Origin of the sequence: Tritonibacter aquimaris, from assembly GCF_009617595.1 — a bacterium.
Classification (GTDB): Bacteria; Pseudomonadota; Alphaproteobacteria; order Rhodobacterales; family Rhodobacteraceae; genus Epibacterium; species Epibacterium aquimaris.
Window position 1 is genome coordinate 71398 of the sequence record NZ_WIXK01000005.1, and the last position, 24099, is coordinate 95496.

Here is a 24099-nt window from a genome sequence, read left to right on the forward strand (position 1 = left end):
GCTTTCACCAAATGAAATCTTCATTCGCCCATAAAACTAAGAGGTTTTGTGCGGTTGTTGGGTAAAGTATTAAAATTAAAAAAGAAAAAGAGGTGGGCTTGGCCCACCTCATCTGGTGCATATTTTGGTTAATGGTAAAATTGTTTAGGTTGCCGAACCACCAACCGTCAGCCCCCCCATCAGGACCGAAGGTTGCCCGACACCAACTGGCACCCATTGGCCTGCTTTGCCGCAGTTTCCCATGCCAGGATCAAGCGACATGTCGTTGCCAAGCGCGCGAATCTGTTTCAGCGCATTGGCCCCGTCACCAATCAATGTGGCACCTTTGACCGGGTCGCCCACTACACCGTTCTTCACCCGGTAGGCCTCGGTGCAGCTGAACACAAATTTGCCATTGGTGATATCCACCTGACCACCGCCAAAGCCAACCGCCCAGATGCCATCTTTGATGTCGCGCACCAGATCATCCGGGTTGGTGTCGCCGCCGAGCATATAAGTATTGGTCATCCGGGGCATCGGCGCATGGGCATAGCTCTGACGGCGGCCATTGCCGGTCGGCTCAACCCCCATGAGGCGCGCGTTCTGGCGGTCCTGCATGTATTTCACCAAGACACCATCTTCGATCAGCACGTTCTTCTGGCTTGGCGTTCCTTCATCATCGATGGTGATGGAGCCGCGCCGATCCGGGATTGTGCCATCATCCAAGATGGTTACACCCGGTGCAGCAATGCGCTGGCCCATAAGGTCGGCGAAGGCCGAGGACCCTTTGCGGTTAAAATCACCCTCCAGCCCATGTCCAATCGCTTCATGCAGCAAGATACCGGGCCAGCCGGGGCCAAGCACCACATCCATTTCGCCAGCCGGGGCCGGGACTGCGGTAAGGTTCACCAGCGCAATCCGCAGCGATTCGCGTACTTTTGCCTGCCAGCTGCTGGGATCAATCAGCCCATCAAGGCCCACACGCCCGCCACCGCCGGCGGATCCGCTTTCGCGGCGACCGTTCTCTTCGACAATCAGCGATACATTCAACCGAGTCATCGGACGGGTGTCGCGAATCTCTACGCCATCGGGGCGCAGAATCGCCACTTCTTGCAAAGATGCAGCCAAAGATGCGCTGACCTGAACCACGCGCGGGTCCAATTCGCGGGCGTAAGCGTCAATGTCACGTAACGTTTCTACTTTTACCGGGAAGGGCAGGGCGCTGATTGGATCCAAATCGCTGTAAAGCGCGGTGTTGGGAGCTGCAGGCGCATCTGCCCAGCTGCCACCACCCGCTCCAACCGCCATTTTTGCGGTTTCTGCGGCTCGTTTCAGGGCGTTAATCGAAATATCTGTAGAATGTGCATAGCCAACCACATCCTCGTTCACTGCACGTAGACCAAAGCCTTCGGATGCATCAAAATTGGCAGATCTCAGGCGTCCATCATCAAATACAAGCGATTCCGATTTCCGTCTTTCTGCATATATTTCACCATCTTGCGCGCCGTTGAGCGCGGTTTTCAGTACCGTCAGAGCCTCGTTTTTTGGCAGGCTTGTCTCAAAGGGACAAAAGTCGGATTGGTCCATCGGGATCCTCTGGTTTATTGATCTAGATCAAGAAGGCGACGGTTTGCCGCGAGCAATTCTCTTTATCTGTGATCGATAATATGTTTTTGATCGGGATCAAAGACAACAGGATTGAGGCGCATGACGCGCCGAAAGGTCTCCGACACGCAAGCGGCGAACGAAACAAACGATCAAAAGATCAGGACAGCGCAATGAAAAAAGCTTTGATGCTAGCGGCACTTTATGGTGGTCTTTACTCCCTCCCTGCATGGGCGCAGGACGGGCTTGAGACCATCGGTAAGCCAGTGGACGGCAAATTGGGGTTCCAGCCCCCCGCAACAGACCTTGCAGAAGGTTTGCAGAGACTGGACACGATGCTCCTATGGATCATCACGATTATCACTCTCTTTGTAGGCGGGCTGCTCGTTTACGCCATTGTGCGGTTTAACGAACGCCGAAACCCAAATCCGTCAAAATTCACGCACCACACGGTGCTTGAAGTGGCTTGGACCATTGTTCCTATCCTGATCCTTGTTGCGATCGGCTCACAGTCATTGCCCGAGCTGTTCAAACAGCAACGAATCCCCGAAGCGGATCTCACGATCAAAGTCACCGGTTACCAGTGGTACTGGGGCTATGAATATGTGGATCATGGTTTTGAATTCGAAAGCTTCATGCTCGCCAAAGAAGAGCTGGCTGAGAATGGCTTCGCCGAAGATGAATATCTGCTGGCCACTGACACTTCTGTGGTCGTGCCGGTGAATAAAACCGTTGTGATGCAGGTTACCGGCGCAGACGTGATCCACTCCTGGACCATTCCTGCCTTTGGTGTGAAGCAGGATGCGGTGCCTGGTCGACTGGCCGAGCTGTGGTTTAGTGCAACCAAAGAAGGCATCTACTTTGGTCAGTGCTCGGAACTTTGCGGGAAAGACCACGCCTATATGCCGATTACGGTCAAAGTTGTAAGCGAAGAGGCCTATGAGGCCTGGTTGCAAGGCGCAAAAGATGAATACGCGTCTATTGGTCAATCTTATCAGGTTGCAGCCAAATAAGCTGCAGGGCAAATACGCCTTTGGGCTGATATTCGTGTCAGTCCTAACTGATACCTTCTTTTGGCGGGGCCGCATCAGGCCCTGCATGCAACCAGAAAGACCTATAGGACAATGACTGACGCAAGCCTACACGCCAGCACCCTACACGAAGACGAGGCCAGCTTTGGTGACTATTTCGCCCTGCTGAAGCCGCGGGTGATGTCGCTTGTTGTGTTCACCGCCTTGGTGGGGCTTCTGGCCGCGCCCGAGGGCGTGCACCCCGTTGTAGGGTTCTGCGCGATTTTGTTCATTGCGATTGGCGGCGGCGCATCTGGCGCGCTCAACATGTGGTGGGATGCGGATATCGACCGCATTATGAAACGCACCCGCAAACGCCCGATCCCAGCTGGGAAAATCGCAGCGAGCGAAGCGCTCAGCTTTGGTATCGCGCTGTCCGGGCTTTCGGTGATTATGCTGGCGCTGGCGACCAACATATTTGCAGGCGCGTTTCTGGCCTTCACCATCTTCTTTTACGTGGTGATCTACACCATGTGGCTCAAACGCTCGACGCCGCAAAACATCGTTATTGGTGGTGCGGCAGGGGCCTTTCCGCCGGTGATCGGCTGGATCGCGGCCACCGGCAGCATGAGCCTTGAGCCCTGGTTGATGTTTGCTTTGACCTTTATGTGGACACCGCCGCACTTCTGGGCTTTGGCGCTGTTCATGCGCTCAGACTACGATGACGCGGGCGTGCCTATGCTCACCGTGACCCATGGTCGCCGCAAAACCCGCCTGCATATTCTGGCCTACACCGGCCTTCTGGCGATCCTGGCTGTTGGCACTGCCTTCTCCGGCATTGGTGGCCCGCTCTATCTGGCCGTGGCGCTGGTGATGAATGGGCTGTTCCTGCATGGCGCCTGGAAAATTTCCCGCCGTGACGAAGACATGAGCGAAGAAGACAACTTCAAGGTGGAGCGCAGCTTCTTCAAACTTTCGCTGCTTTATCTGTTTTTGCACTTTGGTGCGATTATGGTGGAAGCGCTGCTCAAACCCTATGGTCTTGGAGGCTGGTAACTGATGGCACTGCACAAAGAACATGAGCTGCACCATCGCCGCAGAGGGCGCAATGTAGGCCTGGGCCTCGTGCTGGCTGGCTTTGTTGTATTGGTTCTTTCGTTGACCATGGTCAAAGTCACCTCCAACGGGTTCCAGTTCCCCTCTGAACTTTCGCAGGGGAGCGCGAACTGATGACGGATCGCGCACAACAAAAAACTGTGGTTCAGTTGGTGTCTGTTGTGGTTGTGATGGGCGCTTTGGCCTGGGCGTCGGTACCGTTTTACGACTGGTTTTGCCGGGTAACGGGATTTGGTGGTGTCACCGGCGTGGCTGAGCAGGGCTCAGACGTGGTGCTTGATCGCACGGTGACAGTGCGCTTTGACGCTTCCAAAGAACGCGGTATGCCCTGGGAGTTTAAACCCGTGGCCCGCGAGGTTGAGATCAAGATCGGTGAAACCGGTCTCGCCTTCTATGAGGCTTATAATCCAACAGATCGCCCGATTGCTGGGGTCGCGTCCTTTAATGTGACGCCCTATTCGGCTGGTGGCTATTTTGAAAAGATCGCCTGTTTCTGCTTTGAAGAGCAGGTGTTAATGCCGGGAGAGCGGGTGCAAATGCCTGTCTCTTTCTTTGTGGATCCCGAGATTGTCGAGGATCCCGATGCGAAATACGTGCATACGATCACATTGTCGTACACGTTTTATGAGAGCGATCTGCCCGAAGAGGACAAGGGGCTTGCAGCCCTGAATGTCGGTGCAGATTCCAACGAGAATTTGGTCGCTAGGTGAGGGACATGTAAATGGCGCACGCTAAGAATCACGACTACCATATTTTGCCACCATCGATCTGGCCCCTTGTGGCGTCAGTAGGGGCTTTCATCATGCTGTTTGGCGCGGTGCTGTGGATGCAGGGCATCACCTCCGCTGCGTTCTGGATTGGCTTTGCGATGGTGCTTTACACCATGTACGGCTGGTGGCGCGAGGTGGTGATTGAATCGCGCCAGGGCGATCACACCAACGTTGTCCGTATTGGACTGCGCTATGGCTTCATCCTGTTTGTGATGTCCGAGGTGATGTTTTTCTTCGCCTGGTTCTGGTCATTCTTCAAACATGCGATCTATCCGATGGAGGAGTATCTCGGCACCGAATATGTTGCGCCTCATATTCATGCGGTTGACCCCTTCCACCTGCCATTGATCAACACGTTGGTTCTGCTGCTGTCGGGCTGCGCCGTCACCTGGGCCCACCACGCGCTGGTGCACAACAATGACCGCAAGTCCCTGATCCAGGGCCTGTCCATTGGTATCGCGCTTGGCGTCGCCTTCACCTTCCTGCAAGGCTATGAATACGCTGAACTTATCCTGCACGAAGACTGGCAGTTTGGCGGCGATGAGTTCTATTCCAACTTCTTTATGGCCACCGGCTTCCACGGCTTTCACGTGGTCATCGGTACCCTGTTCCTGGGGGTCTGCCTGATCCGCGCCATCAAAGGGGATTTCACCCCGGAACAACACGTCGGCTTTGAGGCTGCGGCCTGGTACTGGCACTTTGTTGATGTGGTCTGGCTGTTCCTGTTCTTTGCAGTCTACATCTGGGGCGGCTCAGCGCTCTAAGCGAAGTGGCGGTAAATGTACCGATTACATCTTTGTGGTTTTCATCACCGCAAAGCAGATTTATCAACCAAAGGCGCGCGGGTTTCCTGCGCGCCTTTGCCGTAGAAAGATGAGGATCATGCGAGCGTTTTGGTTTTTGGCCATCGTGGGCGTTCTGGGCTCGGGGCTGCTGCTCTGGCTTGGTAGCTGGCAGCTGCAACGTTTGGCTTGGAAAAACGCGGTGCTGGCTGAACTGGAAACCAGCATTGCCGCTGATCCTGTGGCTTTGCCTCAAACTCCAGATGAAACGCGCGATAAATACCGCGCCGTTGCCGCTACGGGTGAAATTCTGGCAGGTGAAATCCACGTCTGGACCGCTGGGAAAACCGGCGCGGGCTATCGGGTGATTTCTCCGTTCAACAGCAAAACACTTGGCCCCATTCTGGTGGATCGCGGCTTTATCCCTAGCGCGGCCAAACAGGACACGCGCCCCTTGGGCCCGGTCACGCTGGTTGGCAATCTCCATTGGCCGGATGAGCAAAGCGGCTTTACCCCCGATGCGGATCTAACCGGAAATGTGTGGTATGCGCGCGATGTGGCTACCATGGCGGCTGCGCTGAATACCCAACCTGTGTTGATCGTCTTGCGCCAAACCCCACCGGGGCATGACGCAATTCAACCCATTCCCCTGACTGCCACTGGCATTCCCAACGATCATCTGCAATATGCCATCACCTGGTTTTCCCTTGCGGCGATCTGGGCCGGTATGACGTTCTATTTCCTGCGACGCGCAGGTTTCAAACCCAAAGGTTCGAACTGATGAAATATATCTCCACCCGCGGACAAGCCCCCGAGCTCACATTCGAAGAGGCGATGCTGACTGGTCTGGCCCGCGACGGCGGCCTGTATGTCCCGGCTGAGATCCCAACCTTCAGCGCCGATGAAATCGCAGCCCTGTCTGGACTGTCCTATGAAGAGGTGGCCTTCCGCGTGATGCGCCCCTTTGTGGGCGACAGCTTCAGCGACGAGGAATTTCGCGCCATCATCGCCCGCGCCTACGAAGGCTTTGGCCATGTGGCCCGCGCGCCGCTGAAACAGCTCGACACCAATCATTTCCTGCTTGAGCTGTTCCACGGCCCGACCCTTGCGTTCAAAGACTTTGCCATGCAGCTGATCGGTCAGCTGTTTGAAGTGGCGCTGAAGCGTCGCGGCGAAACCGTGACCATTGTGGGCGCGACCTCGGGCGATACTGGTTCTGCCGCAATGGAGGCTTTTGCCGGCCTTGAGGCGGTGAACGTCTTCATCATGTATCCCCATGGCCGCGTGTCAGAAGTGCAGCGCCGCCAGATGACCACCCCAACCGCCAACAACGTGCATGCGCTGGCGGTAGACGGCGACTTTGATGACTGTCAGGCGCGCTTGAAAGACATGTTCAACGATTTCGAGTTCCGCGATGGTGTGAAACTTGCAGGTGTGAACTCGATCAACTTTGCCCGCGTTCTGGCGCAGGTGGTCTATTACTTTACTGCAGCGGCCTCATTGGGGGCACCGCTGCGCAAAGTGTCCTTTACCGTGCCCACCGGCAATTTTGGTGACATCTTTGCAGGCTTCATTGCCAAACAGATGGGGCTGCCAATCGATCAGCTGGTTGTGGCGACCAACCAAAACGACATTCTGCACCGCTGTCTGTCGGGCAATGGCTATCACAAAGGGGACACTATCCCCTCGATCTCGCCATCGATGGATATTCAGGTGTCGTCCAACTTTGAGCGCGCGCTGTTTTACGCCTACGATCAAGATGGCGCAGCCGTGGCCCAGCTGATGGATGAGCTGAAAAACGGCGGCTTTGAGGTCAGCCAGGGCGCCATGGAATTCCTCTCGGCCACATTCGCTTCGGGCCGCGCGTCTGAAGAAGAAACCCTCGCCACCATCAAATCCGAATACGCTGATTCTGGTGAACTCCTGTGCCCGCATGGGGCGGTGGGCGTGAAAGTTGCCAATGAACATCGCAAATCTGATGTGCCGATGATCACCCTAGCCACTGCACATCCTGCGAAATTCCCTGCCGCGGTTGAGAAAGCCAGTGATGTACATCCGCCTCTTCCCAGCCGCATGTCGGATCTATATGAAAGATCGGAACGCTTGACCCGTATCAGCAATGATCTGGGCGCGCTTGAGGATCATATCAGAAAGACAATCGCCCAGTGACCAATTCCGCCACGGTGCAACAACACGAACTTCCAAATGGCTTCCGTATTGTGACTGAACAGATGCCGGGGCTGCAATCCGCAGCCATCGGTGTCTGGGTCGGCTCAGGAGCGCGCAATGAACGGCTTGAACAAAACGGCATTGCTCATTTCCTTGAGCATATGGCGTTTAAGGGCACCAAAACCCGTAGCGCGTTGCAAATTGCCGAATCCATCGAAGATGTGGGCGGCTATATCAACGCTTACACCAGCCGCGAAGTAACCGCCTATTACGCCCGCGTGCTGAAACAGGATACTGGCCTTGCACTCGAAGTGATTGCCGACATCTTGCAGAACTCCGTGCTTGATCCGCGCGAAATCGAGGTTGAACGCAATGTGATCTTGCAGGAAATCGGCCAGTCGCTGGATACGCCCGATGATGTGATCTTTGATTGGCTGCAGGAGCAATGCTATCCCGGTCAGCCCATTGGTCGTTCTATCCTTGGCCCGGCCGAGCGCGTGCGCGCCTTTGGCCGTGACGATCTGCAGGGCTTCATTGGCGAACACTACGGCCCCTCTCAGATGATCCTATCCGCCGCTGGTGGCATCGATCACGATGAAATCGTGCGCCTGGCTGAACGGCTGTTTGGCGATATGAAACCCAAAGACAGCCTCATCCACGAAAGCGCGTGTTTCACTGGTGGGGAATACCGCCAGGACAAAACGCTGGAGCAGGCGCATTTCGCCCTCGCACTCGAAAGCCCCGGCTACCGTGATGATGCGATCTATGCGGCGCAGATCTATGCCAGCGCCATGGGCGGCGGCATGTCGAGCCGCCTGTTCCAGGAAATCCGCGAACGCCGTGGCCTGTGTTATTCTATCTTCTCGCAGGCGGGTTCCTACGCTGATACCGGCGCGTTGACTGTTTATGCGGGCACATCTGGTGAACAGGTTGCAGAACTGGCGCAGGTCACGATCGATGAGCTGAAACGCGCAGCCGATGATCTTGGCGAACAGGAAATCGCTCGTGCTCGGGCGCAGATGAAGGCTGGCATGTTGATGGGGCTCGAAAGCCCGTCAAACCGTGCGGAACGTCTGGCGCGATTGGTGCAGATCTGGGGCAAGGTTCCCTCGATTGAGCAGACCATTGCCAAAATCGATGCAGTCACCACCCAGGATGTGCGCGCCCTTGCGGAAACCTATGCGCTAAAAGCGCCCGCCGCTCTGGCGCTTTATGGTCCGGTTTCTGCTGCGCCGACGCTGGAGGCACTGCAGGAGAGGCGCGCTGCCTGATGCTTCTTTCTCGTCGCAAGGTCCGTCTGGAAACCGAACGTCTGACGCTTCGTCTTCCGGCCCATTCCGATTTTCGCGAATGGGCCGCCTTGCGCCAGCACAGCCGGGATCACCTGATTCCATGGGAGCCCTCCTGGGCCGAAGAACACCTGAGCCGCAAAAGCTTTACCAACCGGGTCTATTGGGCGCAGCGCTCTGTGAATTCGGGCACGGCGCTGCCGCTGTTTCTGTTTCGGCGTGAAGATCAGGTCCTGGTGGGGGCGCTGACGCTCGACAATATCCGTCGCGGCCCGGCACGCGCGGGCACGCTGGGCTATTGGACCGGACTGCCTTTTTCCCGCCATGGCTATATGCGCGAAGCCATCGGCGCGATTGTCCACCATGCCTTTACCCGGCTGGATCTCAGCCGAATAGAGGCCGCCTGCCTGCCGGAAAACGCAGCCTCACGCGGGTTGTTGGAAAAATCCGGCTTCAAATATGAAGGCGTGGCGCAATCCTACCTACAAATCAACGGACGCTGGCGCACCCATGTGCTTTATGCGGCCTTGCGCCATGATCGGCGCGGACGTACCAATTCCGGGTAACACCGCGCCAGACCGGCAGAAGAGAGAGTGCCCATGCCCCTGAACCCTGCCAGCCCCGCATTTATTGATCAGCTTATGGCAGCCCTTCCCGAAGACACGCTGCGCCCGGCCGAACCGCGCTACCTCGAAGAACCGCGCGGTCGCTATCACGGGCAGGCGGGCACTGTTGCGTTGCCGCGCAGTGTCGAAGAGGTTGCCACAATTGTCAAAATGGCCAATGCGGCGCAGGTTGGCATCCTGCCCTATGGTGGTGGTACCGGGCTTGTAGGGGGGCAGGTTGCCCCCGATGGTCCCGCGCCGCTGATCCTGTCGCTGGAACGCATGAACAAGATCCGCGATGTGTTACCTTTGGAAAACGTTCTGGTGGCTGAGGCCGGCGCGATCCTTGCGGATGTTCAATCTGCAGCCGCGGATGTTGATCGCCTGTTTCCCCTGTCGCTTGCGGCCGAAGGCACTGCGCGTCTTGGTGGTGTGTTGGCCACAAACGCGGGCGGCGTGAATGTGCTGCGCTATGGCAATGCCCGTGATCTGTGCCTTGGTCTCGAAGCGGTGCTGCCTTGCGGTGATATCTGGCGTGGCCTCACCCGGCTGCGCAAGGACAACACGGGCTATGATCTGCGCAACCTGCTGATCGGCGCCGAAGGCAGCCTTGGCGTGATCACCGCTGCAACCCTGAAACTGTCACCGCGCCCGCGCGGGCTTGGCACTGCGTTGATGGTGGTGCCCGATCCCAGTGCTGCGATTGATCTGCTGGCGCTCGCGCGGGATCGATTTGGCGAGGCCGTCAGTGCCTTTGAGCTGATCCACCGTCAGGGCCTTGAATTCATGACCGAACACCTGCCAGACATCCGTCAGGCGCTGGATCCGCGACCTGAGTGGTGCGTGTTAATAGATCTGGGCATGGCACGCGACGCCAATACCGAAGCGGCGCTGCTAGAGCTGTTTGAGGCTGCGATGGAACGCGACCTTGTCAGCGATGGCACCATTGCTCAATCTGAGGCGCAGCGGCAGGAAATCTGGTCTGTACGCGAACATATACCCATCGCCAACAAGGCGGTTGGCTCGATTGTCAGTCACGATATCTCGCTACCGATCACCGCAATTCCTGAATTCATCAAACAGGGCGGTGCAGCGCTGGCACAGCTTGGCGATATGCGCATCAACTGTTTTGGCCACCTTGGCGATGGCAACCTGCACTATAATGCCTTCCCCGCCCAAGGCCGCGACCGCAGTGAATATGCGGATATCCGCGCCGATATTCAGCGCTGTGTCCATGATCTGGTGGCGTCCTTTGATGGCTCTTTCAGTGCCGAACACGGGGTCGGGCGGCTTAAGGTGAAAGATCTCGAACATTACGGCGATCCCACCAAACTTGCAGCCATGCGGGCGATCAAATCAGCACTTGATCCCAATGGCATTATGAACCCCGGTGTGGTGCTTGCCGCAGGGTGAAACGCGTAAAAAAGGGGGCCATTTGGCCCCCGTTCACATCTGAAATCTGCGTGACTTAAAGTCCCTCAAACTCACACAGGACATTCACATCCATTCCCTGTTCTTCCAGCAGTTTGCGCCCGCCCAGCTCCGGCAGGTCGACAATGAAGGAACAAGAGATAATGTCGCCGCCCAGACGCTCAATCAGCTTGATGCCGGCACCCGCGGTGCCGCCGGTGGCCAAAAGATCATCCACAACCAGAACCTTCTCGCCCGGCTTGATGGCATCATCGTGGATTTCCACAATCGCTTCACCATATTCGAGCTTATATTCCTCGCTGATGGTGGTGCCGGGCAGCTTGCCTTTTTTGCGGATCGGCACAAACCCCACACTCAGCTGGTGGGCAATGGCGCCGCCCAGGATAAACCCCCGCGCCTCAAGCCCAACAACCTTGTCGATGCGCTCCCCGGCGTAGGGGTGCAGCATCTGATCGATCGCCATGCGAAAGCCACGCGGATCCGCAAACAGGGTGGTAACATCGCGAAACATGATCCCTTCATGCGGGAAATCAACAATGGTGCGGATATAGTCTTTGACGTCAGGCTTTTTTGACATGCGGCTGGCTCGCTGATCAGGACACTAAATGCCAACCGCCAAAAAGCTCAGCAGCGGGCCAGCTGGGTTTGGCCGAATGATGGCGCGATTTCAAGCAAAAGTCGCGTCAAAACAACTGGTTTTGATTACCGGTGCCGCGACAGGTAGTTGCGATAAAGCTTGGAAGACAGCCACGGGAGGTGGGGGCGCAGCCAGTCACGACGATCGCGCACCAGCAATTTGCTCGCTGTGTAGAGGTTCATAATATCTGCCCTTGTGTAACGTTATTTTTTAACCGTAAACTGATCGTGAAGACCATGAGTGTATATCTCATGTATATACATAATGGAATAAAAGTCAATTTCACTTAAGAAAAGCTGAATACGTGCAGAAAAAAAACCGTGAAACGAAGGCGCGAAAAGACAGCCAATTGATACTGCGTCTCGACAAGGAAGATCGCGAACAGTTTGTGGACCTGTGCAAACAGCTGGACACCACCGCAGCCCGTGAAATCCGCCAATTCATCCGCGCGTTTTTGGAAAAAAACGGCAACTTTTAGGCCGGTTTCCGCAGGCTTGCGGTCAAAATTCCCATTGCAATCAACGCACCACCCCCCATCCGGCTGATCACAGCATTAAATCCGGGCCGTGCCACAATGCGGCGCAGACGATCGGCAGCCAGCGCATAGACCAGCGCATTCAGCGCCGCGAGGCCGACAAAGGTTGCAATCATCACCATAAACTGCGGCATCAGCGGCTCACTCGGGCGCAGAAATTGCGGCACAAATGCAATGAAAAATGCGATGGATTTGGGGTTTAGCGCCGTGACAACCGCCGCATGGGCAAAGACCCCGCGTGCCTGAATGTCGCTCTTGCCTAAATCACTCAGACTGCCCGCACTGTGCCAGAGCTTGATACCAAGCCACACAAGATAGGCCGCACCCAGCCATTTGAGCAGGGAAAACAGCGTGGCTGAGGCAAGCACCAGCGCGCCCAAACCGGCGAGCGACGCGCTCATCGCGATCAGATCCCCCAGCGCAACCCCCATCGCCGAAGCCACCGCAACCGAACGCCCCTTAGAAAGCGAATAGCTCAACACCAGTAAAACCGTGGGCCCCGGTATCAGCAAAAGCACCACGGAGGCACTGACAAAGGTAATCCAAAGCTGCAGATCCATCAGGCGTTCTCCTGTTTAACTCTGATCAGCAATCCCCAATGCGCGCGCATTGGCAAGGAAAATCTGCTAGGTTATCCGCCGCATCAGCATTTCCAGCGGTCCGCGCTTGAACAGCTGCCGCCAGAGCGCCGCATAGGCCACGCAGCCCACACAAAAAGCAATGCTATAGGTAAAGACGGCACCGGTGCTGAGCGATCCATCAAGCCAGCCCAAACCTTCCATGATCCCCATGCCAATCAGGATATGCGCAATATAAAGCGTCAGCGCCTGTTGTCCGGTGCTGGCGAGCGGGGTGCGCAACCGGCTCGGGCATTTGGGCACCAGCCACAATATCAGCCCCAGCACCGCACAGGCGCTGCCGCTGGCGGACACCATATAAAACGGCGTCGGGGGGAGGGCAGCCGTGCCAAGGATTTCAATGATTTCAGCGTCCTGCGTCAGCTGCTGTGGCAAGGCTGCGATCACCGCAGCAACACTGCCCCAGATGATCAATGGCCTGGCGCGCAGTTCTTGCCGTCCGAGCCACATGCCAAACAGCACAAACCCGGCCCAGGGCAGAACCGGATGCCAACCATTGAGAAACGAATGCCGCAAGAACCCAGCTGGCGTGGTGAAATTGGCGTATTCCAAAGTCTCCCAGTTCCAGTTGGCCTCATAGTTCAGCACAAATATCGCCGCATATCCAAGCGCAACGATGCCCGTGGCACCCAACAAAAGCGCGCGGTCTGAACACTGCAGCACAAACGCGGCCAGTATAAAATACAGCGCGTAAAAATGCAGGATGTCTGCTTCAAACACCAACAGATTAAGACAGCCAAGCACAAACAGAAATGTCGCCCGCGCCAGCACCTGATTGCGCGACAGCCGCGCCAGCGACAGGCCAAGCCCCGCAAGCACCACAAACAGGGCGGCTGCGCGCCCCTCTAATGCATTGGTGATCTGTGACACCCAGTCTTGTGTGGGTGTCACCAAAGCTGCGATGCGAAAATTCACCAGCACCATGCCGCAAAAGGCCAGAAAGCGCGTAACATCAATACCATCTAACCGCATCTCAACTGTCCGATTTAGCCCAGTACTCGGCCCGCAACCGCATCAAGCTTGGCCACAACCGCAGGGTCGCGTTTGTCTGGCGCGGTGAGAATGGCAAACTCCAGCGCGGTGTCGCAACCATGTTCGCAGCCTTCGCGCGTGGCTCCTAGCAGATCGGGCAGGCGACTGACCAGCGCGCGCCCATTGGCGGAATTGCCCTGCAATGTTGCAATAATCGCGCTTACGTCGACTTCGCCATGATCCGGATGCCAGCTGTCATAGTCTGTCACCATCGCCACCGATGCATAACAGAGCTCAGCTTCGCGGGCGAGCTTGGCCTCGGGCATATTGGTCATGCCAATCACGTCACAGCCCCAGCTTTCACGATACATCTTGGATTCGGCGAGGGTGGAAAACTGCGGACCTTCCATACACAGATAAGTGCCGCCGCGATGTACGGTGATGCCCGCATCCTTGGCGGCGGTTTCTGCCGCATCCGACAGGCGTGGGCAGGTGGGGTGGGCGACGCTCACATGGGCCACGCAGCCGCTGCCAAAAAAGCTTTTGTCGCGGGCAAAGGTGCGATCAATGAACTGATCCACAATGACAAAATGCCCCGGTGCCATTTCCTCGCGGAAGGAGCCGCAGGCGGAAATGGAAAACACATCCGTTGCGCCGATGCGTTTCAGCGCGTCGATATTGGCGCGATAGGGCACCTCGGTCGGGGAGTGCACATGGCCGCGACCATGACGGGGCAGAAACGCCATTTTGACCCCGTTGAGGCTACCGGTCAGGATCTGATCAGACGGTGCCCCCCAGGGGGTCTCAACCGTGATCCATTCTGCGCCCTCAAGCCCGTCAATTTCATAAAGGCCCGAGCCGCCAATCACGGCAATCATCGTCTCTTTGCTCATACGGGTGTTCTCCTGCGCTATTCTTGCGCCAAGTTGTGACCTTTGAGGCGCGCTTTGACAAGCGCGTGCCTGCGGCGCGAGTATTTATAAAAAGGTGAAGAGGGCGGGTTTAAAGGCCGCGCAGGTCAGATTGTTGATGAAAATCCTGTAGCGCGGCTGCAAAGCCTTCTAAAGGCCAGCTCAGATCTTGTGATTGCCCGTGGCTGTCGCGGAAGGTGAAGCGGAACGCGTCTCCGGTTTGCATTGCGTCAATCAGCTCAGCGCCATTGCGACCGGCAAAATTGCACGACAGCCCGGTAAGGCAGCCAACACGCCGAGTGCGCCAGATGGTTTCACCTGCTTGTTCGATACGAAACCCGTTGGGGCCAAACAAGGTGCCAGGTTCCAGACCAAAATCGACCGCCACACCGTTGTCTTCGTTGGTCACAAACATGAACTGCGCCGCGAACTTGGGCTTTTGTGAAAAAATATCCACGTAGCGCAGATAGCAGCGCTGTTTCAGTTCGTCACCTTCCATGCGTTCATCACATGAGGACAGGTAGATACCAAATTGTTCAAAATGAGTGACCCGCCAATTGCTGGCGGTGTCGGCACCATCCAGGTCCTGCGCAAGGACGCTGCTGGCGCATAGGGTGCTGATCAGGGTGATAAGAAATTTGCGCATCTCTGGCTCCTGCGTTTTAGCCCTGTGTAAAAGCAGGGGGAGGCTGCGCAAAATCACGTTGTTGCCAGCTTGGACCCATCTAGGGTTCACAATCGGTTAAACGGGCGCGCGCCGGGGTGGCAACGGTTTCGCCGCGAAACCTCAGGCCGGGCTTTGTGTCTGCACGGGCGGCTTTTGTGGCTAAAATTGCGCCGCTTCGCTGCGAAACCACGATGTTTCCGGTATCAAAGCCGCTTGGGCTGCCTTGCTTGAAGCTGCGTTTGGCGTTAACAGGCGATCAACTTCCAGCTTCCCCAATTCAGGTAGACTTGATGACACGCGGCGTATTCGGCCTCTTGGCCAAGCAGATTTCCCCCCCAAATCTGTCCATCATGCAGGATGAGGGTTTCACCGTTTCCCGTATCCGCACTGAGCTTCTTTCCGGCCTCACCGTGGCCCTTGCACTGGTGCCCGAGGCGGTTGCCTTTGCCTTTGTTGCCGGGGTTCACCCGCTCGTGGGGCTCTATGCGGCGTTTCTGGTTGGCCTTGTGACCGCGCTGATTGGTGGTCGTCCCGGCATGATTTCGGGCGCAACTGGTGCGCTGGCGGTGGTGATGGTTGCGCTGGTGGCGGAACACGGGGTTGAATATCTCTTTGCCACCGTGGTCCTGATGGGGATCTTGCAGATTATTGCGGGCGCGATGCATTGGGGCAAGTTCATTCGCCTGGTGCCACATCCGGTGATGCTTGGCTTTGTGAACGGTCTGGCGATTGTAATTTTCTTGGCCCAGCTGACCCAGTTCAAAGATCCCGCAAGCGGCGGGGCTGAATATCTGGCCGGTGGTCAGCTGGTGCTGATGCTGGGGCTGGTTGCGCTGACTATGGTGATTATCTGGGGCATGCCCAAGATCACCAGTGTGATCCCAGCGCCGCTTGCAGGTATTGGTATCGTCGCCATTCTGGTAATTGCGCTGGGGCTTGATGTGCCGCGGGTTGGCGATATGGCCTCGATTGAGGGCGGCCTGCCGGGCTTCCACGTGCCGCTGGTTCCGTTCAATCTGGACACCCTGCAGATCATCCTGCCCTATGCGGTGATCCTTGCGGCAATCGGCCTGATCGAAAGCCTTCTGACCCTGAACCTTGTGGGTGAAATCACCAATAAGCGCGGTGGTGCCAGCCAGGAATGTATCGCGCAAGGCGCGTCCAATGTGATCACCGGTTTCTTTGGTGGCATGGGCGGCTGCGCCATGATTGGCCAGTCGATGATCAACGTAAAATCCGGCGGTCGTACCCGGATTGCAGGCATTGCAGCCGCGCTGTTTTTGCTACTCTTTATTGTTGCGGCGTCTCCGCTGATTGAGCAGATCCCGCTGGCCGCACTGGTTGGTGTGATGTTCATGGTGGTGATCGGAACATTTGCCTGGAACTCCTTTAAGGTGATGACCAAAGTGCCGTTCACCGACGCCTTTGTGATTGTTCTGGTGACCGTGGTGACCGTGGCCACCGACCTTGCGATTGCGGTTGTGGTTGGGGTTATTGTCTCGGCGCTGGCCTATGCCTGGAACAACGCCCGCCGCATTACGGCCCACACCCGCGACAGTGAAAGCGACAAGGGCGCGAAGGTCTATGAAATCGACGGGCCTCTGTTCTTTGGCTCGACCGAAGGATTTGGCGAACTCTTTGATATTGCAAATGATCCCGAGCATGTGATCGTTGATTTCGCCCGCAGCCGGGTGGTGGATCAATCCGCATTGCAGGCCATTGAGGCGCTGGCGGCAAAATATGAAGCCGCGGACAAAAAACTGGTTCTGCGCCACTTGAGCCGGGATTGCCATCAACTGCTGACCAAAGCAGGCCATCTGATGATCGACAGCGACGATGATCCTGAATATGCGGTGGCGGTGGATTACTCCGTGCGCACCGGCGTTCTGGGCGGGCACTAGGCTGTTTTGATTTTGGAAGCAGACTGTTGATCAACTTAAGGGCGCTTCGGCGCCCTTTTTTCGATTGGTTCAGAGATGTTCATGCGTTAATCATATTTTTGACGTCTTTACGCTACAGAGCGGCGATGTGTAAATTTCAACGATTGGAGAATTTGAAATGAGAACGTTTCTTGCTGCAGCTTCGCTGTGTCTGGGCCTGACTTCGGCTGCCTCCGCTGCCGTTGTTGATTTTGACTTCCATGTGTTTGATGCCGGCGGCACGCTGCTGTCTGACGATGGTGTGATCACCTATGATGATGCGCTGGTGGCCCCAACCGGTCCAACCACGCTTGACCCTTTTAACGGGATCACCATTTCGGTCACCCTGTTCGGCACCGCCTATAGCATTGTGAATGATACGGATTTCCCGACATTTGCGCAGTTTAACTTTGTTGATGGCGCGTTGGACTTCATCAACTATGTGCTCGAAGATGGCCAAAACGGTGTTGATTTCAGCGGTCAGCCTTTTGACAATCTGGCGCTGCTGGATGATCTGGCTTTCAATACAGCTGCTGATGCATACTTTGTGTCTGCGGGTCCAGCCGTTCCAGCTGCGATTCCGCTGCCTGCGGGCCTGCCGCTTCTGGTGGGTGGATTGGGCGGTCTGGCACTGCTGCGCCGTAAAGCGCGCAAAGCTTAAGACCCTATAAAACATGCTTTTTCGACTGGCCGTGCAGGATATGCGCGGCCGGTTTTTTATTGGACGCTTGCAGATTTACGCCATGTCGCGCAGGTGCTGAATGTTTCCCGATAAAATTGCAGCTTCGGCCTGTGCAATTTTTTCCGCAGGCCAGTGCCACCAGGCAAGATCAAGCAGCGTCTCTATCACGGCGGGTTCAAACCGATGGCGCGTCACCGTGGCAGGGTTGCCCGTGACAATTGCGTAGGGTGGGATTTCGCCCCGCACAACTGCACCTGCACCGATGATCGCGCCGTGGCCGATTTTGGCCCCCGGCAGCACCAGCGCGCCATAGCCCAGCCAGACATCATGCCCGATCACCGTGTCGCGCGTATCTGGCTGATAGCCGGCGCGCGTTTCCAGCGAAAACACCGGAAACGGATAACAGCTGAGCCCGCTTTGATCGTGATTGGCCGAGGACGTGATAAAACGCACGCCTTCGGCAATGGAGCAGAAATTGCCAATGATCAGCCGTTCCTGTGAAAAGGGAAACAGGTAGGGCGCAAGGCGGCGGCCCCAGTTTTCGGGCGGATCAAAATCGGACGCATAGGTGAAATCCCCGATCTCAAACTGCGGGTTGTCCACCACGTCTTGCAGCAGCACGGTGCCTGCAAAGCGGCTGCCATCAGGGAGTTCAATCGGCTGAGTGTGATCGGGGAGGGGCATTATTCGGGCCTTTTCAAACTAAAGACATCAGTAACAGCGGCATAATCCATATAGCCCAGACGGCTGAGCGGCTGGAACCGGGTCACATCAAAGCGCCCGTCAACCAGACAGTCATCACGCATATGAACACCAACCACTTCACCCATGACCATATAATTGGCTTCGCCTTTGAGGGGCTCAATCTGGGTGAGTTTGCATTCCAGCGCGGCCGGTGCCGCCGCCACGCGGGCGCAGGCGATTTCGCTGCATTCCGCAGCCTCAAGGCCCGCGTGGGCAAATTCATCTACATCTTTGCCAAGATTGGCGCAGGAGGCGTTCATTGCATCGCGCATGGCGTATTCGACCACATTCACACAGAACGCTCCGGTGTCGCGAATATTGGCCAGCGAATCTTTGGTGCCGTCCTGGTCGGGCTTGGTGCCGGTGGAGCAAAACATCACCTGTGGCGGCACATAGGCGGTGGCGTTGAAAAACGAATAGGGTGCCAGATTGTTCACGCCCTCTTTTGAGCGGGTCGAGATCCAGCCAATGGGGCGGGGGGTGACGATTGCGTTAAAAGGATTGTGGGGCAGGCCGTGACCGTCGCTGGGTCGATAGAACATGGGTGTCTCCAAGTGTTTGCGCCACAGTTATGCACGTGCTAGGGGCAATTCCACCCCTCTTGCCGGGGCACAATGAGGTGAACGCGGTGATTGAGCTAAAATCTGAGCAGCCAGAGGACCGGTGGGAGGTCGAAGCCCTGTATGACCTGTGTTTTGCACCGGGTCGGGAGGCGTTGTCGTCTTATCGTCTGCGCAATGATGTGCCGCCTGTTTTGGGGCTCAGCCAGGTTGCGCGTGATAGCGATGGCATTCTGGCCGGGGCTATCCGGTTTTGGCCAGTGCATGTGGGCGATCATGATGCGCTTCTATTGGGGCCGGTGGCGGTACACCCGACGCGTCAGGGCGAAGGGCTGGGGGGATCGCTCATTCGGGACAGTATTGCCCAGGCCGAGGACAGCGGCTGGCATCGGATCATGCTTGTTGGCGATCAACCTTATTATGCGCGCTTTGGTTTTGAGCGGCTGGAGGGTGTGATCATGCCGCCGCCCACCAACCCGGACCGGGTACTGGGGCTTGCGCTGGTGGAAAATGCCTGGAACGGGATACAGGGTGAGGTGCGCCGCTGGAGCCGCTGACGGGTTGAAAACCGGCCTGAAAATACCGATCTTAAATCCCATAGGCCAGAGGGAGAGGCGCGTCATATGCAAGACATTTTGATGCCCGAGCGGGCGCTTAGCCCGGTGGAGCTGGACCGCGAGCTGGCAAAGCTTGCGCGCCTTTATGCGGCCGCAGACGGGCCAGGGATGCGGATGTTGTCGTTTCTGGGGCTGCGCGCAGATCAGTTGATGAATCGTTTGCCGGATCCGGTGCTTGAACGTCTGGATGGGGCCAGCGCGCAGGCGTTGCAATTTGCCCTGCGTCAGGGCGGTGGGCGACTGCCGCTGCGATCGGATCGTGGCAATCGCATGATTGGTGCCGCGCTGGGCGCTGTGGGGGGTGCCGGTGGTGTTGCGGGCACCCTGGCAGAGCTGCCAGTGACCACAAGTTTCCTGCTGCGCCTGATCCAGCGCGAGGCCGTGGCACAAGGGTTTGACCCCAAAAGCGATAGCGTCGCCTTTGACACGGTGCAGGTGTTTGCGTCTTCTGGTCCTTTGGCAGCCGAGCAGCGTGGCTACCTTGCCACCCGCATCGGATTGAGCAGCGGTGGCCTGCCAAAACTGGTTGCACAGGTTGCCCCCAAACTGGGCGTGGCGTTGGGGCAGAAACTGGCAGCACAATCGGTTCCGGTGCTTGGCGGGCTTGCGGGGGCGTCGTGCAACTATGTTTACGCGCAGTACTATCAAAATATTGCAAAAGTGCACTTTGGTGTCCGCAGACTTGCACTAAACTGTGACATTTCTGAGCTAGAATTGTCCGAACGGCTGCAGCAGCAACTGGAGCGTGCTGATCCCTAACGGCGCGCCAAGCCTCGGGAGACAATATGAGCGACCTTACTCCAGATGAGACCCGCGTAGCGGTGCAATATGGAGCGCTCTGTTACCGGTTCACAAAAAGAGACAAGCTGCGGGTGTTATTGATCACCTCGCGCGGGATTGGCCGATGGGTTGTGCCCAAGGGCTGGCCGATGCGCGGGCGCACCGCCTGGGAAACTGCACTTACGGAAGCCTGGGAAGAGGCCGGAGTGCAGGGGCATGTGTCGCGCAACTGCCTTGGCAGTTATGATTATGACAAATGGTATCCCGATGCCCCGCTGAGACGTTGCCGGGTACGCCTGTTTCCGGTTGAGGTTGTGGACCTTGCGGACGATTTCCCCGAAGCAGGGCAGCGCCAGCGCAAATGGGTCAGCCCCAGGCAGGCGGCAGAAGATGTGAATGAAACGGATCTTGCCCAGGTGCTTTTGTCGTTTTCGCCCTAGGCCAAGCCCGTTCGCGCGCAAATGCTCTTGCGCTTGCATTCATTGGGTATTTAATCACTGTTTCCTGATAAGAGGGACATCATGATTAAATACACGCTCAAATGTGCATGTGATCACCAGTTTGAAAGCTGGTTCCAGTCTGCCGCCGCTTTTGACAAATTGTCAGGCGCGGGGATGGTAACATGTGCCGTTTGTGGCTCAAGCGCGGTTGAAAAGGCGATGATGGCCCCGCGCGTGCGCACCGGGCGCAAAGCCGCGTCGCAACTGGGTGAGGCTGAGGTGCAGACCCCGTCTGAGCCCGCGCAAACCCCAAAAGAATCACCGCCTGAGCCCGAAACAGCGCTTGCCCAAACCGAGGCTGAGGCCGCCTTGCGTAAAATACGTGAAAAGGTTGAAGCCAATTCGGATTATGTTGGTTCTAACTTTGTCGAAGAGGCGCGCGCGATGCATCAAGGTGAGGCACCGGAGCGTTCAATCTATGGTGAGGCCAAGCCCGCTGAGGCCAAGGAATTGATAGAGGAAGGTGTTCCGGTGCTGCCGCTGCCATTCGTGCCGGGACGCAAGACAAACTAATTAGAACCTAAAGAGGCTCAAATCATGCATGCGATCATCACCGGAGCAAGCCGCGGTATCGGCAAAGAACTAACACGGCAGCTGCGCGATGAGGGCCATGAGGTGAGCGCCACCTCACGCGATCACTCGGCTGATACCCAATTGGATGTGACCGATCCGGGCCAGCAGGCGCGGTTTGCTGCGCGAATCAAAGGCAAACCCGTGGATCTTTTGGTCTGTAATGCCGGGGTGTATCTGGATAAAAACGCAGAGCTTGGTGAATTCAGTGCCGAGATCTGGAGCAAGACATTGGCCACCAATGTGATGGGGGTCTTTTTGACGGTGCAGTCGCTGTTGCCGAACCTGCGCCTTGCGCAGGCGCCCAAGATCGCAATTTTGTCGTCAAAAATGGGCTCTCACGCGCGCGCACCGGGCGGAAGCTATGCGTATCGCGCCTCAAAGGCTGCGGTCACCAGCATTGGCCGCAATCTGGCCACCGACCTTGAACGCGAAGGCATTGCGGTGGGGATCTATCACCCCGGTTGGGTGCGCACCGATATGGGCGGGCCTGAGGGCGAAGTCAGCACGATTGAAAGCGCGGCTGGATTGATCAGCGAGTTTGAAGGCTTAAGCCTTGATACAACCGGGTGTTTTCATTCCTGGGATGGGCAGATCATGCCCTATTGAGGGCCTGATCCGTTCAAGCAGATTTCATGAGGTCCACGCTAGATGCAAGGTCTTGTTTGCAAGCATTAAAAAACCGGGCGCGAGGCCCGGTTTTTGTGTCTGAGTATTGGGAGTTTATTCCCAGCAGCTGACCAGCACGGTCATCCCGTTGGCCTGTCGAACCAGTTCCGCATTTGGAACCTGGCCCTGGCTAGGGGATTGATCGGTTGCAGCCACATTCACCTGCGAAAGAATGGCGCGCAAGGCTTCGGCGTTGGCGGCAAAGCTTACGCCTTCGGGGAGTTGCTTGTTGCCGATTTGTTGCGGCAGCAACATGCCCAGGACCGCACCGTTGGTATCCAGCACCGGGCCACCGACATCGCCGGATTGTGCCGCAAGTGCAAGACGCGCGATGCCCTGATTGCCATCAAGGCTGCGCAGATCGCTCAAGGTGCCCCAGGTGAGGGAGGGCGCGCCAAGGATGCCTTCGTAAGAAAAGCCTGCAACGGCCACTTCGGATTTTAGACGCGGTGAAGAGATCGCCAGATGCGCCACGCTCATCGGAGCGAGACGGTCACGCGGGCGCAGCACGGCCACGCCGTTGGCGGTATCGTTGACCAGCACTTCAGCCGTGTAGTCGTGATCCAGCGTCACCTGGCTGCATTGACCCACCACATCCGAGGTGGTCAGCACGGTGCCAGCGGTGTCGACAAAGAAACCGGTGCGCGACAGGCGAGGTTTGCGGATGTTCAGACCAGACAAGAGATCCACGCTTTGGGGAGCATCAGCACCAGCGGTGGGATCAAGGACGCCATCAAGGCGGGTGAAGCTGGTTTGCATTGCGGCCAGAACGCGGCTGCGGCGGGCATCATCACCGGTGGGCCAGACAAGCGCAAAGCCTTTGATCTGACCGTTGCGCAGGGTGGCCTGGGCGTGAGTGACCATGCCTTTGCCGCGCCCTTCAATGGTGAAGGAATTGCCTTTGCGGCTACGGGGCCCTTCGAGCGGTACAATCTCCAGCGTTTGCAGGATTTCATAAAGACCTGCCAATGTGCGCGCATCACCGGGCTGGCTGATCAAGAGAACCTGTGCGCCAAGTTCGCCAGTGCTGCCGTAAATCGCAAATGGGGATTCATGGCGAGTAAAGCCAACTTCCTTGGATGGTAACGACAGGGCGATGCCTGCAGCGGTATCTTCAATGCGTTGCATGCCAACCGAAATCAGCGGTGCGTTATATTGATCAAGCAGCTTTTGGCGCTGGCCGGTGGTCAGAACGCCTGTGGGCTCAAACAGGTTGGCCGCCTGCCAGTCAGCCATGGAGGCGCGGGTGCCGCGACCAAAGGAGCCATCAATGGTTGAGGTGTAAAACCCTTGTGCCTTAAGCGCGATCTGCAGCTGTTTTTTCTCATCCCGGCTGAGACGGTTTTCTGAACGGCGCGCTTCGGCTGGGGTTTCATCAGCGCGCGGAGGCTGTGACACGCTGGGGGCTGCGGGCTGTTCCACTGCGGCCTGTTGCTGTGGCGGCGGGCTCACCGGTTGGGTTTGAACCGGGCCAACCGGGTAGAATTGGCTGCGCAGGTTGCGTGAAAACGCAATAAAACTGTCGCGCGGGATCTGGCGTTCATTGCGGTAAACCTGCAGCACCCGTTCCGCATCCGCGCGATTATACGGGCCAAGCACAACGCCGTACCAGCCACCGCCAAGCGAAAAGCCAGAGACATCCGGCAGGCGCGCGGCAAATTCGCGGGCGCGGGCTTCGGCTTCAGAAAGCGATGGATGTGCGGCGACCTGGATCCAGACAGTCTGGTTCTGCTGAGCACGGGCACCATCAGGGGCTGCGATGAGTAGGGTCAGAATGGACAGCGCCCAAACGGCGATGATCTTTTTCATGGAGGGGCCTCTATCCCGGGTCATAAATAAATTCCTTCGGCTCTTAACGGCAATAAGTATCAAATGGAACTCCTGTTAGCGGGGAAAAACCGCGCTGTCATTGGCCTCTTTACGCGCTAAACGGTAATTTTGC

Annotated in this window: 27 protein-coding genes; 18 read left to right on the forward strand and 9 right to left on the reverse strand. The window is 57.0% G+C overall.

What is annotated here, in order from left to right; genetic code table 11:
• Positions 1-144: 144 nt before the first annotated feature.
• Complete coding sequence (gene tldD, locus GG681_RS10680) at positions 145-1566, reverse strand: metalloprotease TldD (RefSeq protein ID WP_153547952.1); 1422 nt, start codon at positions 1564-1566, stop codon at positions 145-147.
• Between the two features lie 191 nt (positions 1567-1757).
• On the opposite strand from tldD, the gene coxB reads away from it, so the two are divergent.
• The 10 genes from coxB to GG681_RS10730 all read left to right on the forward strand — a co-directional run bounded on the left by coxB (position 1758) and on the right by GG681_RS10730 (position 10738).
• A complete protein-coding gene (coxB, locus tag GG681_RS10685) occupies positions 1758-2597 on the forward strand; it encodes a cytochrome c oxidase subunit II (RefSeq protein ID WP_153547954.1) in 840 nt (279 codons plus the stop codon).
• Between the two features lie 111 nt (positions 2598-2708).
• On the forward strand, positions 2709-3650 hold the full coding sequence (cyoE, locus tag GG681_RS10690) for a heme o synthase (protein WP_153547956.1): 942 nt from the start codon (positions 2709-2711) through the stop codon (positions 3648-3650).
• Between the two features lie 3 nt (positions 3651-3653).
• The gene (locus GG681_RS10695; RefSeq protein WP_153547958.1) at positions 3654-3824 is read left to right on the forward strand and encodes a cytochrome C oxidase assembly protein; all 171 of its coding nucleotides are present in this window, start codon (positions 3654-3656) and stop codon (positions 3822-3824) included.
• Entirely contained in the window at positions 3824-4420 is a 597-nt protein-coding gene (locus tag GG681_RS10700) for a cytochrome c oxidase assembly protein (protein ID WP_153547960.1), read from the forward strand. Before GG681_RS10695 ends, GG681_RS10700 begins: the two co-directional genes overlap by 1 nt.
• A gap of 11 nt (positions 4421-4431) precedes the next feature.
• A complete protein-coding gene (locus GG681_RS10705; RefSeq protein ID WP_153547962.1) occupies positions 4432-5244 on the forward strand; it encodes a cytochrome c oxidase subunit 3 in 813 nt (270 codons plus the stop codon).
• Positions 5245-5362: 118 nt separating this feature from the next.
• A complete protein-coding gene (locus GG681_RS10710; protein WP_153547964.1) occupies positions 5363-6043 on the forward strand; it encodes an SURF1 family protein in 681 nt (226 codons plus the stop codon).
• A complete protein-coding gene (gene thrC, locus GG681_RS10715) occupies positions 6043-7431 on the forward strand; it encodes a threonine synthase (protein WP_153547966.1) in 1389 nt (462 codons plus the stop codon). Before GG681_RS10710 ends, thrC begins: the two co-directional genes overlap by 1 nt.
• Positions 7428-8702, forward strand: coding sequence for a M16 family metallopeptidase (locus GG681_RS10720; protein ID WP_328593348.1), 1275 nt, complete (start codon positions 7428-7430; stop codon positions 8700-8702). The genes thrC and GG681_RS10720 overlap by 4 nt, the downstream gene beginning before the upstream one ends.
• Complete coding sequence (locus GG681_RS10725; RefSeq protein ID WP_153547968.1) at positions 8702-9286, forward strand: GNAT family N-acetyltransferase; 585 nt, start codon at positions 8702-8704, stop codon at positions 9284-9286. The genes GG681_RS10720 and GG681_RS10725 overlap by 1 nt, the downstream gene beginning before the upstream one ends.
• 33 nt (positions 9287-9319) lie before the next feature.
• Positions 9320-10738, forward strand: coding sequence for an FAD-binding oxidoreductase (locus GG681_RS10730; RefSeq protein WP_153547970.1), 1419 nt, complete (start codon positions 9320-9322; stop codon positions 10736-10738).
• A 55-nt stretch (positions 10739-10793) separates the two neighbouring features.
• On the opposite strand, the gene GG681_RS10735 is transcribed toward GG681_RS10730, so the two are convergent.
• Complete coding sequence (locus GG681_RS10735) at positions 10794-11333, reverse strand: adenine phosphoribosyltransferase (RefSeq protein WP_153547972.1); 540 nt, start codon at positions 11331-11333, stop codon at positions 10794-10796.
• A gap of 409 nt (positions 11334-11742) precedes the next feature.
• On the opposite strand from GG681_RS10735, the gene GG681_RS18020 reads away from it, so the two are divergent.
• On the forward strand, positions 11743-11871 hold the full coding sequence (locus tag GG681_RS18020; RefSeq protein WP_268968998.1) for a hypothetical protein: 129 nt from the start codon (positions 11743-11745) through the stop codon (positions 11869-11871).
• Here GG681_RS18020 and GG681_RS10740 read toward each other — a convergent pair.
• The 4 genes from GG681_RS10740 to GG681_RS10755 form a co-directional block, all read right to left on the reverse strand.
• Complete coding sequence (locus tag GG681_RS10740; protein ID WP_153547974.1) at positions 11868-12488, reverse strand: LysE family translocator; 621 nt, start codon at positions 12486-12488, stop codon at positions 11868-11870. The two genes, GG681_RS18020 and GG681_RS10740, sit on opposite strands and share 4 nt — an antisense overlap.
• A gap of 66 nt (positions 12489-12554) precedes the next feature.
• Positions 12555-13538 (reverse strand): DUF418 domain-containing protein, encoded by a 984-nt coding sequence (locus tag GG681_RS10745; protein WP_153547976.1) that lies wholly within the window; start codon positions 13536-13538, stop codon positions 12555-12557.
• Positions 13539-13552: 14 nt separating this feature from the next.
• Positions 13553-14431 (reverse strand): S-methyl-5'-thioadenosine phosphorylase, encoded by an 879-nt coding sequence (locus GG681_RS10750; protein WP_153547978.1) that lies wholly within the window; start codon positions 14429-14431, stop codon positions 13553-13555.
• Positions 14432-14540: 109 nt separating this feature from the next.
• Positions 14541-15095 carry an invasion associated locus B family protein gene (locus GG681_RS10755; protein ID WP_153547980.1) on the reverse strand — a complete coding sequence of 185 codons (555 nt, stop codon included), beginning with the start codon at positions 15093-15095 and terminating at the stop codon, positions 14541-14543.
• Between the two features lie 311 nt (positions 15096-15406).
• Here GG681_RS10755 and GG681_RS10760 point away from each other — a divergent pair, with 311 nt between their 5' ends.
• Positions 15407-17017, forward strand: coding sequence for a SulP family inorganic anion transporter (locus GG681_RS10760; protein WP_153547982.1), 1611 nt, complete (start codon positions 15407-15409; stop codon positions 17015-17017).
• Positions 17018-17174: 157 nt separating this feature from the next.
• Entirely contained in the window at positions 17175-17696 is a 522-nt protein-coding gene (locus GG681_RS10765; protein WP_153547984.1) for a VPLPA-CTERM sorting domain-containing protein, read from the forward strand.
• 75 nt (positions 17697-17771) lie between these two features.
• On the opposite strand, the gene GG681_RS10770 is transcribed toward GG681_RS10765, so the two are convergent.
• Positions 17772-18401: a CatB-related O-acetyltransferase gene (locus GG681_RS10770; RefSeq protein ID WP_153547986.1), complete on the reverse strand. Its 630-nt coding sequence runs from the start codon at positions 18399-18401 to the stop codon at positions 17772-17774.
• Positions 18401-19003: a flavin reductase family protein gene (locus GG681_RS10775; protein WP_153547988.1), complete on the reverse strand. Its 603-nt coding sequence runs from the start codon at positions 19001-19003 to the stop codon at positions 18401-18403. The genes GG681_RS10770 and GG681_RS10775 overlap by 1 nt, the downstream gene beginning before the upstream one ends.
• 86 nt (positions 19004-19089) lie before the next feature.
• Here GG681_RS10775 and GG681_RS10780 point away from each other — a divergent pair, with 86 nt between their 5' ends.
• From GG681_RS10780 to GG681_RS10800, 5 genes are all read left to right on the forward strand, one after another.
• Positions 19090-19578 (forward strand): GNAT family N-acetyltransferase, encoded by a 489-nt coding sequence (locus tag GG681_RS10780; protein ID WP_328593349.1) that lies wholly within the window; start codon positions 19090-19092, stop codon positions 19576-19578.
• 66 nt (positions 19579-19644) lie between these two features.
• A complete protein-coding gene (locus GG681_RS10785; protein ID WP_153547992.1) occupies positions 19645-20397 on the forward strand; it encodes an EcsC family protein in 753 nt (250 codons plus the stop codon).
• A 26-nt stretch (positions 20398-20423) separates the two neighbouring features.
• Positions 20424-20858, forward strand: a complete 435-nt coding sequence (locus tag GG681_RS10790; RefSeq protein WP_153547994.1) for an NUDIX hydrolase — start codon at positions 20424-20426, stop codon at positions 20856-20858.
• Between the two features lie 81 nt (positions 20859-20939).
• Positions 20940-21431: a DUF1178 family protein gene (locus GG681_RS10795; RefSeq protein WP_153547996.1), complete on the forward strand. Its 492-nt coding sequence runs from the start codon at positions 20940-20942 to the stop codon at positions 21429-21431.
• Positions 21432-21455: 24 nt separating this feature from the next.
• A complete protein-coding gene (locus tag GG681_RS10800) occupies positions 21456-22097 on the forward strand; it encodes an SDR family oxidoreductase (RefSeq protein ID WP_153547997.1) in 642 nt (213 codons plus the stop codon).
• A 114-nt stretch (positions 22098-22211) separates the two neighbouring features.
• Here the strand turns inward: GG681_RS10800 and GG681_RS10805 are convergent, their stop codons facing one another.
• On the reverse strand, positions 22212-23966 hold the full coding sequence (locus GG681_RS10805) for a serine protease (RefSeq protein WP_153547999.1): 1755 nt from the start codon (positions 23964-23966) through the stop codon (positions 22212-22214).
• Positions 23967-24099 lie beyond the last annotated feature (133 nt).

What these genes read in the sequence shown, in the direction of transcription:
- tldD (WP_153547952.1), bottom strand. Translation starts at nt 1,566, where the DNA reads ATGGACCAATCCGACTTTTGTCCCTTTGAGACAAGCCTGCCAAAAAAC.
- coxB (WP_153547954.1), top strand. Translation starts at nt 1,758, where the DNA reads ATGAAAAAAGCTTTGATGCTAGCGGCACTTTATGGTGGTCTTTACTCC.
- cyoE (WP_153547956.1), top strand. Translation starts at nt 2,709, where the DNA reads ATGACTGACGCAAGCCTACACGCCAGCACCCTACACGAAGACGAGGCC.
- GG681_RS10695 (WP_153547958.1), top strand. Translation starts at nt 3,654, where the DNA reads ATGGCACTGCACAAAGAACATGAGCTGCACCATCGCCGCAGAGGGCGC.
- GG681_RS10700 (WP_153547960.1), top strand. Translation starts at nt 3,824, where the DNA reads ATGACGGATCGCGCACAACAAAAAACTGTGGTTCAGTTGGTGTCTGTT.
- GG681_RS10705 (WP_153547962.1), top strand. Translation starts at nt 4,432, where the DNA reads ATGGCGCACGCTAAGAATCACGACTACCATATTTTGCCACCATCGATC.
- GG681_RS10710 (WP_153547964.1), top strand. Translation starts at nt 5,363, where the DNA reads ATGCGAGCGTTTTGGTTTTTGGCCATCGTGGGCGTTCTGGGCTCGGGG.
- thrC (WP_153547966.1), top strand. Translation starts at nt 6,043, where the DNA reads ATGAAATATATCTCCACCCGCGGACAAGCCCCCGAGCTCACATTCGAA.
- GG681_RS10725 (WP_153547968.1), top strand. Translation starts at nt 8,702, where the DNA reads ATGCTTCTTTCTCGTCGCAAGGTCCGTCTGGAAACCGAACGTCTGACG.
- GG681_RS10730 (WP_153547970.1), top strand. Translation starts at nt 9,320, where the DNA reads ATGCCCCTGAACCCTGCCAGCCCCGCATTTATTGATCAGCTTATGGCA.
- GG681_RS10735 (WP_153547972.1), bottom strand. Translation starts at nt 11,333, where the DNA reads ATGTCAAAAAAGCCTGACGTCAAAGACTATATCCGCACCATTGTTGAT.
- GG681_RS10740 (WP_153547974.1), bottom strand. Translation starts at nt 12,488, where the DNA reads ATGGATCTGCAGCTTTGGATTACCTTTGTCAGTGCCTCCGTGGTGCTT.
- GG681_RS10745 (WP_153547976.1), bottom strand. Translation starts at nt 13,538, where the DNA reads ATGCGGTTAGATGGTATTGATGTTACGCGCTTTCTGGCCTTTTGCGGC.
- GG681_RS10750 (WP_153547978.1), bottom strand. Translation starts at nt 14,431, where the DNA reads ATGAGCAAAGAGACGATGATTGCCGTGATTGGCGGCTCGGGCCTTTAT.
- GG681_RS10755 (WP_153547980.1), bottom strand. Translation starts at nt 15,095, where the DNA reads ATGCGCAAATTTCTTATCACCCTGATCAGCACCCTATGCGCCAGCAGC.
- GG681_RS10760 (WP_153547982.1), top strand. Translation starts at nt 15,407, where the DNA reads ATGACACGCGGCGTATTCGGCCTCTTGGCCAAGCAGATTTCCCCCCCA.
- GG681_RS10765 (WP_153547984.1), top strand. Translation starts at nt 17,175, where the DNA reads ATGAGAACGTTTCTTGCTGCAGCTTCGCTGTGTCTGGGCCTGACTTCG.
- GG681_RS10770 (WP_153547986.1), bottom strand. Translation starts at nt 18,401, where the DNA reads ATGCCCCTCCCCGATCACACTCAGCCGATTGAACTCCCTGATGGCAGC.
- GG681_RS10775 (WP_153547988.1), bottom strand. Translation starts at nt 19,003, where the DNA reads ATGTTCTATCGACCCAGCGACGGTCACGGCCTGCCCCACAATCCTTTT.
- GG681_RS10785 (WP_153547992.1), top strand. Translation starts at nt 19,645, where the DNA reads ATGCAAGACATTTTGATGCCCGAGCGGGCGCTTAGCCCGGTGGAGCTG.
- GG681_RS10790 (WP_153547994.1), top strand. Translation starts at nt 20,424, where the DNA reads ATGAGCGACCTTACTCCAGATGAGACCCGCGTAGCGGTGCAATATGGA.
- GG681_RS10795 (WP_153547996.1), top strand. Translation starts at nt 20,940, where the DNA reads ATGATTAAATACACGCTCAAATGTGCATGTGATCACCAGTTTGAAAGC.
- GG681_RS10800 (WP_153547997.1), top strand. Translation starts at nt 21,456, where the DNA reads ATGCATGCGATCATCACCGGAGCAAGCCGCGGTATCGGCAAAGAACTA.
- GG681_RS10805 (WP_153547999.1), bottom strand. Translation starts at nt 23,966, where the DNA reads ATGAAAAAGATCATCGCCGTTTGGGCGCTGTCCATTCTGACCCTACTC.